Annotated in this window: 9 protein-coding genes; 6 read left to right on the top strand and 3 right to left on the bottom strand. The window is 75.6% G+C overall.

Going from position 1 to position 13116, the window contains the following annotated elements; all coding sequences use genetic code 11:
• Positions 1 to 46: 46 nt before the first annotated feature.
• The 3 genes from OHA30_RS24425 to OHA30_RS24435 all read right to left on the bottom strand — a co-directional run bounded on the left by OHA30_RS24425 (position 47) and on the right by OHA30_RS24435 (position 2334).
• Complete coding sequence (locus OHA30_RS24425) at positions 47 to 1018, bottom strand: PadR family transcriptional regulator (RefSeq protein ID WP_328916007.1); 972 nt, start codon at positions 1016 to 1018, stop codon at positions 47 to 49.
• Between the two features lies 1 nt (position 1019).
• Entirely contained in the window at positions 1020 to 1958 is a 939-nt protein-coding gene (locus OHA30_RS24430; protein WP_328916008.1) for a DUF4097 family beta strand repeat-containing protein, read from the bottom strand.
• A gap of 193 nt (positions 1959 to 2151) precedes the next feature.
• Entirely contained in the window at positions 2152 to 2334 is a 183-nt protein-coding gene (locus tag OHA30_RS24435; protein WP_328916009.1) for a DUF6104 family protein, read from the bottom strand.
• Between the two features lie 241 nt (positions 2335 to 2575).
• Here OHA30_RS24435 and OHA30_RS24440 point away from each other — a divergent pair, with 241 nt between their 5' ends.
• The 6 genes from OHA30_RS24440 (at position 2576) to OHA30_RS24465 (ending at position 13105) form a co-directional block, all read left to right on the top strand.
• Positions 2576 to 4597, top strand: a complete 2022-nt coding sequence (locus OHA30_RS24440) for a VMAP-C domain-containing protein (RefSeq protein WP_328916010.1) — start codon at positions 2576 to 2578, stop codon at positions 4595 to 4597.
• Between the two features lie 76 nt (positions 4598 to 4673).
• A complete protein-coding gene (locus tag OHA30_RS24445; RefSeq protein WP_328916011.1) occupies positions 4674 to 5687 on the top strand; it encodes an AAA family ATPase in 1014 nt (337 codons plus the stop codon).
• Between the two features lie 7 nt (positions 5688 to 5694).
• Positions 5695 to 9168: an SAV_2336 N-terminal domain-related protein gene (locus tag OHA30_RS24450; RefSeq protein WP_328916012.1), complete on the top strand. Its 3474-nt coding sequence runs from the start codon at positions 5695 to 5697 to the stop codon at positions 9166 to 9168.
• A 109-nt stretch (positions 9169 to 9277) separates the two neighbouring features.
• A complete protein-coding gene (gene fxsA, locus OHA30_RS24455) occupies positions 9278 to 9466 on the top strand; it encodes an FxSxx-COOH cyclophane-containing RiPP peptide (protein WP_328916013.1) in 189 nt (62 codons plus the stop codon).
• A 1081-nt stretch (positions 9467 to 10547) separates the two neighbouring features.
• Positions 10548 to 11711 carry an FxsB family cyclophane-forming radical SAM/SPASM peptide maturase gene (locus OHA30_RS24460; RefSeq protein ID WP_328916014.1) on the top strand — a complete coding sequence of 388 codons (1164 nt, stop codon included), beginning with the start codon at positions 10548 to 10550 and terminating at the stop codon, positions 11709 to 11711.
• Complete coding sequence (locus OHA30_RS24465; protein ID WP_328916015.1) at positions 11708 to 13105, top strand: aKG-HExxH-type peptide beta-hydroxylase; 1398 nt, start codon at positions 11708 to 11710, stop codon at positions 13103 to 13105. Before OHA30_RS24460 ends, OHA30_RS24465 begins: the two co-directional genes overlap by 4 nt.
• Positions 13106 to 13116 lie beyond the last annotated feature (11 nt).

The raw sequence follows: 13116 nt of genomic DNA on the forward strand, positions 1-13116 counted from the left end.
CCGGAGCGGCCGACATCCGGCCGGGCCCGCCGCGCGCGGGCCCGCCCTACGGCTTGGCCGGGCCGTGCAGCGCCGCCACGATCGCGGCCGCCGCCGAGGACAGATGGCGGCGCACCTCGCGCAGCCGGGCGTCGTCCACGCCCTGGTCGCGGGCCGCGTCGCGGATGTCGTCGCGGAAGCGGTCGAGCAGCCGTTCCAGGTCGCGGAAGGGGTCCGCGGAGGGCGGGACACCGTCGTCGGGAGCCGGGCCGCCGTCACCGGCGGGCGTCGTCGCGTACCCCCACGGGGTGCCGGCCGGCGTGTCCGCCCCGCCGCCGAAGGGGCCGGGTGTGCCGAACGGGCCGGACTTCGAGGGCGAGCCGAACTGGCCCAGCTCCCGGGTGAGTTCGGCCAGGCCCTCGCGCAGCCCGGCCTGCCAGTCGCCGGTCCTGGCCCGCGACTGGACCTGCTCCTGCACCTGCCGGGCGATCCGCTGCACCTCGTCCCGCGCGCTGTCCATGGCCTCGTGGGCCGCCTTGGCCTGGCGTCGCGCGTCGCGGGCCTCCTCCTTCGCCCGGCGGCTCTCCTCCTTGGCCTGCTTGGCCTGTTCCCTCCACTCCTGCCGGGCGTCCTGGCCGTCGCCCGTGGGCGTACGGGCCTGCTGGGCCGCGGCGCGCACCTCGCGGCGCAGATCGCCCGCGGCGCCGCGCACGTCCTCGCGGATCTCGGCGGCCAGCGTGGAGACGGACTCGCGGATCTCCGCTTCGAGCCCGGCGATCTCGTCGGCGCGGGAGGCGAGTTCGGCCCGGCCGTCGTCGGTGAGGGAGTAGATCTTGCGGCCGCCCTCGGTGGAGTGGCTGACCAGCCCCTCCTTCTCCAGCTTGGCCAGCCGCGGGTAGACCGTGCCGGCCGAGGGCGCGTACAGCCCCTGGAAGCGCTCCTCCAGCAGGCGGATCACCTCGTAGCCGTGGCGCGGCGCCTCGTCGAGCAGCTTGAGCAGGTAGAGCCGCAGCCGGCCGTGGGCGAAGACGGGCGCCATGTCAGATGTCCTTCCGGAACGAGGGCGTGTCCCCCGGCGAGCCCCCCGGCGTGTCCCCCTGCGCTTCCCCCCGGGGGCCTTCGGGCACGTCCGCAGCGTCCTCAGCGGTGTCCCCCCGCATGTCGTCCAGCGGCGGCCTGCGCAGCAGCGCGATGCCGCCCGAGACGGTGGTGGCCTTCAGCCGGGCGCCGCCGCGGCCGATCCGGCCGGTGATGCGCTTGGCGCCCCACTGGCCGCCGACCTGGAGTTCGTCGAAGGCGCAGGAGACCGGGCCGCTGGTGGTGCTGGCCTCCACCCGGGCGTCGCCGGGCTCGGGGATACGGATGGCGATCTCGCCGGAGACCGTGGTCAGCCGGACGTCGGCGCCCGCCGAGGGGTCCAGGTCGAGCACGATGCTGCCGCTCACCGAGTCGGCCTTGACGTGCGATCCGCTGCCCTCCACGACGGTCAGATCACCGGAGACGGTGTTGACCCGCAGATCGCCCGAGACGGACTGCGCCTCCACGTTGCCCGCCACGGTGGATGCCTTCACCGAGCCGGTGAGGCCGACCAGGGTGGTGTCGCCGTTGACGCCCTGGACGCTGGTGGGCCCGGAGATGCCGGAGATCACCGCGCCCGCGCCGACCACGCCGACCTCCACCGAGGTGCCCTGCGGCACCGCGAGGGAGACCACCGCGTGCCGCTTCCAGCCCTTGCGGTCGAGCCATTTCAGCAGGCCCTTCCACGGCAGGTCGTCATAGGTGACGGTGAGGGTGGAGCCGTGCAGCTGGACCTTGAGCGGCGGTCCCTCCAACTCGGTGATCTCGACCCGGGAGGGGCCCTCCTCGATGCCGACGACATTGACCGCGCCGCCGACGATCCGCACGCTCAGGGCGTCCACCCGCTCGTCGAAGACGAACTTCTCCGGCTGTGTGACCGTCCGCTCCGACGTGTCGCTCATCGTGCCCCTCCTCGGGTGCGCCAGCAACGCAACATATCGCGTCTTCCAGAAGACACGATATATCGCGTACCGGGGAAGTCAAGCGGTCGGTACGGCTCCCGCCCCCCGCCGCTCCCGCCCCCCGCCGCTCCCGACCCCCGCTGCTCCCGATCCCCGCCGCTCCCGAGCGCCACCCCTCGCGGTCACCCTCCGCTCACTCCTCTTCGTCCTCGTCGTCCAGCCGGGCCAGCCAGGTGGCCAGCCGCTCGACCGGAATCTCGAACTCCGGGTTGAGGTCGACGAATTCACGCAGCCGGTCGGAGAGCCAGTCGAAGCTGACCTCCTCCTCGCCTCGCCGGTCGGCCAGCTCCTCGATGCCGCGGTCGGTGAAGTACAAGATCTGCTCCGGAAACAGGGATGGGACAGGGATGGGACAGGGAACGGACGGGCAGAAACAGCGCAGAAACGCGGGGTCGGACGGACGTACACGGCAAGGATAGGCAGTGTCCGGGAAGCGCCCCGCGCCGGAGCGGGAGGGCGCTAGCCTTCGGAGACGACCTGGCCAGTGGGGGGACGATCGGCGTGCGGACGGCGGCAACCGGAGCGTTCCCCGCCACCGCGCGCCCGGGCGGTGCGCTGTGATCCCCGGGGGCGCACAGGAGGAGCACGTCGACGCCACCGAGATCCTGGTGCCCCTGGTCGCCGAGGCGACGGTACGCATTCACGGGGTGGAAGCCGGGAATCCTTTCCTGGGCAGCGGCTTCTTCGTCGCTCCCAACTGGGTGCTCACCTGCGCCCATGTGGTCCTGGCCGAAGGGGAGGAGCCCGTGGAGGCGGCGGCCCGCAGGGTGTCGGTCGGCTACGGCGAGAAGCTGCTCAAGGGCGTCGTGGAGTGGGCGGAGCCCGCCGCGCGCGCGGTCACCGGCAACTGGCCGGCCCCCGATCTGGCCCTGATCCGGCTGCTCGACCACGTCGACCACCCCTGTGTGTGGCTCACCGAGCGCACCGCCAAGGCGTACTCCACCAATCAGGTGGTGTACTTCGGCTGGGTGGCGGGCGAGGGCCAGGTCGTGCCGTACAACGGCCACTGCACGGTCAGCGGCCAGCTCGGCGTCGGCAGCGGCGGGATACTGCGGCTGAGCAACGACGACGAGATGCCCCAGGGCATGTCCGGCGGGCCCGTGGTGGACCTGGTGCGCGGCGAGGTGATCGGCGTGCTCAAGGCCAGGCGTCCGGCGCGGGACGGCGGACTCGCGGTCGCCATCCAGCAGTTACGGCGGCTGCCGGCCGATCCCGGCCCGGCCGGCGACCTCTACCACCGGGTGATGACCGCCCACGACCTCCACCACGCGGACCGCCACCGGCTGGTCCCCAACCACGAGTTCACCTGGACCGACGCGCACAGCGAGATCGGCGCCGCCACCGGCCGCGCGCTCACCCCCGGCCAGCGCACCCATCTGCTCGGCATGCTGGCCCAGTTGCCGCCCCCGGCCGGCACCCGCGGCCTGCTGGACGTCGTCACCGAGGTGCGCGGCAGCCCCGCCCAGGGCCTCCCGCTCGCCCCCCGCGCCTGGCGCGACGGCCTCGGACTGCTCTACGACCTGCGGCGCGGCACCGTCGAGCTGGAGGCGGTGCTGCGGTACGCCGTACTGGCCGCGATCGCCGACCGGGCCGACGGCGCCGAGGAGCAGGTGGAGCGGGCGCTGACCGACTGGGCCCGGCAGACCGCCGCCGCGGCCGAGAGCCTCAACCGGATGTTCCGCAACAGCCTGGACACCCAGAGCCGGGCCCGGCTGCGGGCCCGCCGGCTGATCTCCCCGGTCGCGCTGTCGGTCCCGGCCGGCGCCGCGGCCGCCCCGCGGCCCAGGGCCGAGGCGCAGTTGGAGATCATCCCGCGCGGCTGGGAGCCCGGGCGCTACGACTGGCGGGTCTGCGTCGTGCCGGAGAACGGCGAAGTGGACTGCGTGGAGGAGGACTTCCACGGCACCGGCCTGGCCGACCTGCCGCGGCGGCTGGCCGAACCGCTGGCCGAGGCGTTCCGCCGCTGCGACGAGCCGGGCTATGTCGCGGCGCTCCAACTCGCCGTCCCCGGGGCCCTGGTGGCGTTCGCCGCCGACGGCTGGTACCTGGGGACCGGAGCCCGTGCGCTGGGCGCCGCGCGCCCGATGGCGGTCCGCCGTACCGACCCGCCGCCCGACGAGGACCCCGACCTCGCCGAGGAGCGGCACGGCCGCTGGCGCACCCTCCACCACCGTCCGCCCGCCCCGGTCGTCCTGGACTGCGACGAGGCGGCCGAGAATCCGGTCCCGGCCGAGGAGGAGCTGCGGGCCCTGCCGCGCGAGACACTGCCCGTGCTGTGCCGCAGCGGCCCGGCAGCCCCCGAGGCGCTGCACCGGCTGACCCGCAGCGGGTACGCGGTCGCGCTGTGGCGCCGCGAGCCGGTCGCCGCCGAGCACGTCTGCGCGGACTTCCACCGCGGCACGGTCCGGACCGTACGGGACGCGCGCACCGCCGCCGGGCTGCCGGGCGCGCTGGCGCGGTTGCGCGCGGCGGTGGCCGACGGCGTACCGGAGGCGTACTGGTCCAGCGGCCTCACGCTGCTGTACGACGACCCGACCCGTCCGCTGCCGGGTTCCGACGAGCTGCTGGAGACCCCATGACGTCCGAGACGTCCGTGCTGTTACTGCCCTGCGTGACGTCCGTGACGAGGGACGACGAGGTATCGAGGTGAGTGATGTGACCGAACCCGCCCCGGACGGCGAATGGCTCATCTACCGCGGCACCGGGGAGCCCCACACCGGGATGGACGGACTGCCCGAGCCCCCGCCCTGGCGGGACTTCGACGGCGGCCCGCTGGTCGAGCAGGGCCCGGGCCCCGACAGCTCCTCGGCCCGCCGGCTGGGCGCCTACCGGCACATGGCCGAGATGCACCGGCCCAGCCCGGAGGAGCTGGAGATGGTCAACGCGGCGCTCTATCTGCGCCGCCCGCTGCTGGTCACCGGCAGCCCCGGCACGGGCAAGAGCACGCTGGCCCACGCGGTCGCGTACGAACTCGGCCTCGGCCGGGTACTGCACTGGCCGATCGTCAGCCGCAGCGCCCTGCAGGACGGCCTCTACCGCTACGACGCCATCGCCCGTCTCCAGGACACCCAGATCGCCGCGAACTCCGGCACCGCCCCGCCCGGCGGCATCGGCAGCTACATCCGGCTGGGCCCGCTGGGCACCGCGCTGCTGCCCACCGCCAAGCCCCGGGTGCTGCTCATCGACGAGCTGGACAAGAGCGACATAGACCTCCCCAACGACCTGCTGAACGTGATGGAGGAGGGCGAGTTCGGCATCCCCGAGCTGGAGCGGCTGGCCGAACGCGAGCCGCAGGTCGAGGTGTTGACGGACGACGGCGCCCGGGTCACCCTCCAGGACGGCCGGATCCGCTGCCGGGCCTTCCCGTTCGTCATCCTCACCAGCAACGGGGAGCGGGACTTCCCGCCGCCGCTGCTGCGCCGCTGTATCCACCTGGAGCTGGGCCGCCCCGACCACAAGCGGCTGTCCACGGTGGTACGGGCGCACCTCGGCGACGAGGCGGCGACCGTCGGCGACGACCTGGTGAAGCGGTTCCTGGAACGGTCGCGCAGCGAACTCCTCGCCACGGACCAGCTGTTGAACGCGATCTATCTGACCCACCACGCGGCTCCGCCGTCCCGTACCCGGCTGGCCGAGATGCTCATCCAGCGGCTCGACCGGCCCAGGTGAGGCGGTCATGGCCGAGCAGATCCCCGGTCCGCGTTCCGCGGCGGACCCGCCGGACCAGGGACCCGGCACCGGCCTGGGCCCACCGGCGGCCCCTGCCGCGTCCCCACCGGCCGCCGAGCCGCCACCGCCGCCTGTGGAGCCGTCGCCGGCCGCCGAGCCGTCGCCCGTGGAGCCGTCGTTGGCCGCCGAGCCGCCTCCCGACCTGCTCGCGGAGGTCGTCGGCGCGCTGAGCCGGGCCGGACTCGACCCCGCCGACACCGAACTCGCCGACGCCCTCTGGCTCGCCCGCTGGTCCCGCCCGACCGTGCCCCTCCCCGAGGAGCCCGGCCCGGCCGACGGCTCCGCCGGGGACGGCGGCCGCACCGCGCCCGTCCCCGACTACGCCCGCCCGGCCCGCTCCGACAGTACGGACGGCACCGGCAACCGGCTGGTTCCGCCGCCGAAGGAACTGCCCGACGACCGGATGGTCAGCCTCTACCCGGGCGACGGCGTCCGGGGCGGCGGCCGGCTGCTGCCCGGCGCCGCGGCGCTCGGTGTCGCCATCCCCGAGGCCGCCGCCCTCCCCCGACTCCTCGAACTCCAATCCGCGCTGCGGCCGTTGCAGCGCTACCGCAGCCCGGCCCGTCCGTTGCGCCAGGTCCTCGACGAGACCGCCACCGCCGAACGCACCGCGCGCGCGGCAGGCTTGTTGCTGCCCGTCTTCCGCCCGGTCTCGCGCGGCGACGCCTCCATGCAGCTGCTGATGGACGCCTCCTCCTCGATGTACGTGTGGGACCGGATGCTCCGCGAACTCAGCGGGGTCTTCGAACGGCTCGGCGCCTTCCACGAGGTGCTGGTCCGCTATCTGCACGGCACCCCCGACGGCAACCTCGCGGTCAGCGGCCGCTTCGACCCGGAACCGGCCGGGCTGCGCTCCGCCGAACAGCTCAGCGACCCCACGGGACGCCGGATCACCCTGCTGGTCAGCGACTGCGTGGGACCCCTGTGGCGGTCCGGCCGGGCGCACCGGCTGCTGCACCGGCTGGCCAGGCACGGACCCGTGGCCGTACTCCAGCCGCTGCCCGCCCGGCTGTGGGCGCGCACCCGGCTGCCCGTGTCGTACGGGACACTGCACCGCGCCGAAGGGCTCGTGCTCTCCTCGCCGCTGCGCTTCTCGGCCGGCGCCACCGGGGCCGCCGCCGCGCCCGACGCGCTGCCGGTGCCCGTACTGCCGCCCACCGCCGAGGCGTTGGGGGCCTGGGCGCGGCTGCTGGCCGGGATGGGCGCCGGGCAGGTACCGGCGGCCGTCGGCTGGGTGCGGGCCGACCAGCCCGCCACCCATGTGCCGCCCCGGCACACCACCGTGCCGGTTCCCGCGCTCGTCGGCCGCTTCCGGGCCGCCGCCTCGCCCGCGGCTGCCCAGCTCGCCGTCTACCTCGCCGCGGCGCCGCTCTTCCTGCCCGTGATGCAGCTCGTCCAGCGCACGATGCTGCCCGACTCCGGCCCCGCCGAACTGGCCGAGGTCCTGCTCAGCGGCCTGGTGGTCCGCGCCCAGGGCGACGACCACCGCTGGTACGAGTTCGCCGACGGGGTACGGGACGCGCTGCTCGGGCCGCTCGGCCGGGACGAGGCGCTGCTGGTGCTCAAGCACTGTTCGGAGTACGTCGAGCAGCGCTTCGGCAAGAGCGGCCCCAACTTCCCCGCCCTGGCCATAACCCAGCTCACCCAGGGCCCCGGCGACCTGATAGCGGACGCGGCCGTGCGCACCGCCGTCCAGGAGGCGGCGCGGGCCTCGGCGGGCCGCGACTTCGGGCGCTACGACGACCCGGCGTCGCTGGCCGCGGAGTCGCCGCAGCCCTTCGCCGAGGTCGCCGCCCGGGTGCTGGAGCGCTTCATGCCGCTGCCCGAGGACGGTACGCGCGCGGCACTCGCGGCCGCGGCCGCCGCCCGGCCCTCGACAGTCGTGCAGCGGGCCCGTGACCTCGCCGCCCTGTTCGCCGATGACGGCATGGTCCAGAACCTGCTGGACGCCGTGCAGTTGCTGCGCCGGGCCGCGGAACAGGAGCGGGTGCGCGGCCTGGACCCGGAGCTGTGGAGCGAACTGGCCCAGCAGCTCATCACGTTGTGGCGGCTGCGCGGCGGCGCCGATCTGCTGCGCGAGGCGCAGGAGGCGGCCGAGACCGCCGTCGCGCACCCCGGTTCCGTACCGGCCCGCGCGGTACGGGCCCGGGTGTTCCAGGCGGCCGCGGAGGACCGGGCGGCGGTCGGCGACACCCGGGGCGCGCTCGAACTGCTGCGCCGCGCCGACCGGGAGTTCACCGCGGTGTGCGCCGCGCCCGGCCTCGACACGCAGCAGGTCCTCGGCGCGACCCTGGAGCGCGTCCAAGTGCTGGAGGTCCAGTGGGAGTTGAGCGGCGACGCCGGGCTGCTCCAGGAGACCGTCGGCATGCTGGAGGCGTTCTCCGACTCCTGGCCGCCGACGGCCCGGCGCCCCAGCGCGCTGCCGATGGCCCACGGCCGGGCGCTGCTGCGGCTGTCGGGCGCGGCCCGCGAGCGGGAGCGCGAGCAGGTCTACGCCGAGCAGGCCGCCGCCTCCTTCACCGCCGGGCTGGCCGCGCTGGAGCGGGAGGGGGCCGGGCCGGAGGCGCGTACGGACGCCGCCCTCGCCCTGGTCGACGCCCAACTCCTGGTCGGCGGGCGGCTGGTCGAGGCCCAGCGGCTGGTGGACCGGGCGCTGGCCGAGACCCGGGACCGGCTGCTGCGGGCCGGCATTCTGGTGCGGGCGGGGCGGATCAGGGTGGCCCGGCACGCGGAGGGCGGCCCGCCCGGTGAACTGGAGGCCGCGGCGGGCCGGTTCGAGGAGGCGTGCCGGCTCACCCCGCGCGACCGGGTCGAGTACCGGGACCTGGTGGCCGAGTGGGGCGCCGCCCTGCTCGACCGATCCGCGCTGGTCGGCGGTGAACTCTTCGTCAACCGTGCCGTGTTGGTGCTGCGCGACTGCCGGATGGAGACGCCCGAGAGCGATCCGCAGCTGCCCGAGCGGCTGTTGATGCTCGGCAGCGCGCTGGTGCTGCGCTACAAGGCGGAACGCGACCTGGTCGACCTGCGCGAGGCCGAATACGTCCTGGGGCTGGCCGCGCAGCCCGCGGAGGACCCCGGGCAGGTGGCCAGGATCTGGTTCGAGCTGGGGGAGTCGCACTGGCTCGGCCATCAGCACGCGGGCCGGTCGGAACGCCTCGACCAGGCCGCCGACGCCTACCGCAGGGCGGCCGACGCCGCGACGACCGCGGCCCGCGATCTGCCGGAGCCCGGGCCGATGATCCGGCTGGCGGCCCAGGCCCACCACCGGCGGGGCGTCGTCTACGAGTCCGCGCGCCGGCCCCGGGCAGCCGCGGAGGCGTACCGGGCGGCGCTGGCCGGGTGGCGGCGGCTGCCGGAGGAGGGCGGGGAGGCCGCGCGGCTGACGGCGGCGCGGCTGGAGGCGTTGACGGGGGAGGGGTGAGGGGCCGCTCCGCGGGGGGTTGGTGTTACGGGCCCCCGCCGGGGCCGGAGCGAGCACGAAGTGAGTGGGGCCCGGGCAGGGCCCGACCGTACGAGACCGGAGGCGCGTGATGGCAGAGCAACCGCACGGCGGCGCGGGCGACAGCCCGGGCGGGCAGGACCTCGACCTGCTCGGCATGGACCTGGAGTCGCTGCGTACCGCGGATCACCCGGTGCTGGCCGCGCTGGTCAGTGACCTGCGCGAACGTGTCACCGCGCCGGGTGCGGAGGCGCTGTGGGGCTTCGACAACAGTATGTGAGAGTGAGCCCCTGAGCGCGCCGGTTTTCTTTTGGCCGCGCGCCCGGGGGGATACGGCCAATCCCCACCTGCGGCGTTTGCTCCGTGGCCGCGGGCGGGAACAACCCTGGGGCTGGCGAGGCGGCCGGAACGGGGGAGGCCACGTGGTACAGCAGCCGAAAGGGACAGGGCTGCGCCCGGACACCACCCACCCCCGGGCCTCGCGGCCCAACCCCTCCGCCCCGCCCCCGCCCGGCCCTGCCCACCCGGAACCCCCCGCCCCCACTGTGTCCGCCAGCCCCGACCCGGAACAGCCGCTGCCGATACGACGATTGCCGTCCGGGCCGCCCGAACCGGTCCGTGCGGCGGCGCCCGCGCCTGGCGGATGGGATGCCTCAGGGCCTCCGGCCCCCGGGTCTGCCATGCCCGCCGGCCCGGGGCCGGAACAGCCGGTTCCGATAGGGCGGTTGCCAGACGGCCCCGGCCCCGCCGCGTCACCCGCGATTGGGGCGCCGGAGGTGGGAAACTCCGCGTTGCCCGCGCCTGGACCTGCCAAGGTGGAAACCCCCGCGCCGCCCCCGGGGCCCGGACCCGCTGTGTCCGACGACCCCGAGCCGGAACAGCCGGTGCGGATAAGGCGGTTGCCGGACGGCCCACTGGGCTCGGCGCGCCCGGCGCCACCTCCTCCCGGAGGGCCGGAATCCCCGCCACCACCCGCGTCGGCCGCCTTCGCCGGCCCGGAGCCGGAACAGCCGCTGCCGATACGGCGGTTGCTTTCCGGGGCGCCCGGTTCGGAACGCGCGGCGGCGCGCGGGTCCTTGGGGCCCGAAACCTCGGCGCTACCCGCGACTGCCGGGTCCGACGGCCCTGGAGCAGAACAGCCCGTTTCTGTACCACGGTTGCCGGACGGCCCCGGCACCGCGGCGCAGCCCGCGTTCGGGGCGCCGGAGGCGGGGGACGCTGCGTTGCCCGCGCCTGGACCTGCCGGTCCGGAGAACTCCGCGTTGCCCGCGCCCGGGGCTGTCGGCGCGGGGGTCCGCGCGCCCGCCGCGGCCGCCCGGCGCGGGGACGGCGAGTTGCCAAGGCCGCGGGCGGAACCGGGCGTGGCCGTGCGGCAGTTCGTGGTCAAGGCGCACAGTCGGTGCAATCTCGCGTGCACGTATTGCTATCTCTACGCCGGGCCCGACCAGGGCTGGCGGGACCGGCCGCGCGCGCCCACCGACGCCGTGGCGCTCCGCACCGCGCACCGCATCGCCGAACACGCCGCCGCCCACCGCCTCTCCGACCTCTCCGTCGTCTTCCACGGCGGCGAGCCGCTGCTTCACGGCGCCGCCGGCCTCGCCGCCGACGCCGAGCGGATCAGGCGCCTGGTCCCCCCGGGCTGCACCGTCCACGCGAGCGTCCAGACCAACGGCACCCTCCTCACCCACGACCGGATCGCCGCCCTGCGCGACGCCGGCATCCGGATCGGCGTCAGCCTCGACGGCGGCCTGCCCGCGCACAACCGCGAACGCGTCGACCACGCCGGCCGCCCCTCCTGGCCCGCCGCCGCGGCCGGACTGCGCCGCCTCGCCGACACCGCGCCCGACACGTACGCCGGAGTGCTCTGCGTCGTCGACCTGCGGCAGGACCCTGTCGAGGTGTACGACTCGCTGCTCTCCTTCCGGCCGCCGGCCATCGACCTGCTGCTGCCGCACGGCAACTGGACCTCCCCGCCCCCCGGACTGCCCGCGCCGGCCGGCGACCCGGCGCCGTACGGCCGTTGGCTGACCGCCGTGTTCGACCGCTGGTGGGACGCCGACCGCCGCCGTACCCGGGTGCGGCTCTTCGAGGAGTGCGTCGCGCTGCTGCTCGGCCTGCCCGCCGCGGGCGAACGGCTCGGCCTCCAGCCGTTCACCGCCGTCGTGGTGGAGACCGACGGCAGCATCGAACAGGTCGACTCGCTCAAGTCCGCCTACGAGGGCGCCGCCGCCACCGGCCTCGACGTCTTCCGGCACAGCTTCGACGACGCTCTCGCCCACCCCGGCGTCGCCGCCCGGCAGGCCGGGCTCGCCGCGCTGAGCGACACCTGCCGGGCCTGCCCACTGGTGACCGTGTGCGGCGGCGGCCACTACGCCCACCGCTACCGCGCGCCCTCCGGCTTCCGCCACCCGTCGGTGTACTGTGCCGACCTCGCCCTGCTCATCCGTCACATCGGCACCCGGCTCGCCGCGGCGGCCGGCACCGGACCGGGCCGCGCCGCCGCACCCCGGGAGAACGTACGGTGAACCAGCCCCGCCCCACGTTCGTGCCCGACCCCGACACGCTGCTGCCCGCCCTCGGCACGACCGGCAGCGACCCGGCCGCCCTCGACACGCTCGTCGCCCACCAGCGCGGCACCCGGCTGCTCCTGCTGCGCGGACTGCTCGACAGCGTGCGGACCGCCCCCGCCGGGAGCCTGCCGGAGGGCGCCGCCGAGCGGACGCTGCGCGACTGGCGGCTGCTGGAGGCCGCCGAACGCGCCGACCCGGCCGCCGCCCGCCGGATCGTGCACTACCCGCTCACCGGCGCCTGGGCCGAACGCACCCTGCGCGCCCTGAACCGCCGGGACCGTACGCCCGCCGCCGCCGATCTGCCCCACCTGGGCGCCCTCGCCGCGGCCGCCGCCGCCCGCGCGGGTCTGCGCTTCACCGCCGAAGTGCCGGTCACCGACGGTGTGCTGACCCTGCCGACCCTCGGCGGCCACCACGTACCGAAGGACCAGGCCGCCACCGCCCGGGTGGAGGGCGACGGCGACCGGCTCCTGCTGCGCCTGGCGGCCCCCGGCGATGGGAGAGGGTACGGCGACGTTGACACCGTCGAGGTGCACCGAGGCCACGACGGCATCTGGCGCTCCCCGGCGCCCGGTTGGCGCCCGCTGCGCGCGCTGCACTCGGCCCACGGCCGCCCGGTGCTGATCGACGACGTGGACCCGTACCGCGACGAGGAGCGCCGTACCAATCCCTACGGCCTGGACGCCACCGACGAACTGACCACCGACGAGCACGCCAGGTGGCGGGCCGCGTGGCGGGAGGCCCAGCCCTGGCTGCGGCTGGGCGACGGCAGCCGGGCCCGCGAAGTGGACGCGCTGCTCGACTGTTTCGTGCCGCTGGCCGGCGGCACCGGCGCCCAGTGCAGCGCCACCCGCGGCGAGGCGTTCGGCGCGCTGCTCAGCAGCACCCCGCACGGCGGCCTGGAACTCGCCGCCACCCTCGTCCATGAACTCCAGCACACCAAGCTGCTCGCCCTGTCCCAGCTGACCGTGCTGCACACCGCGGACGGCACCCCGCGCTACTGGGCTCCCTGGCGGACCGATTCGCGGCCCTTCGAGGGCTTGTTCCAGGGCGCGTTCGCACACCTCGCGCTCGCCGACTTCCATCTGCGGCTGGCGCTCACCCTCACCTCCCCGGCCCGCCGCGACACGGCCTGGGCCGACCACTGCCGCTGCCGCCAGCAGGTGGAGGCGGCCCTTCCGCAACTCCTCGGTTCGCGGGCGCTGACCCCCCAGGGACGCACCCTGGTCAACGCCATGGCGGCGCATCACACTCGGCTGAAAGAACACGCGCCGCCGGACGACCATCTGGCCCGCGCGGCCGCCTACGTGGAGACAACCCGGGTCATCTGGCGCCGCCAACGCGCATGAACCGTCAGGAA

It is taken from the genome of Streptomyces sp. NBC_00223 (genome assembly GCF_036199905.1).
Classification (GTDB): domain Bacteria; phylum Actinomycetota; class Actinomycetes; order Streptomycetales; family Streptomycetaceae; genus Actinacidiphila.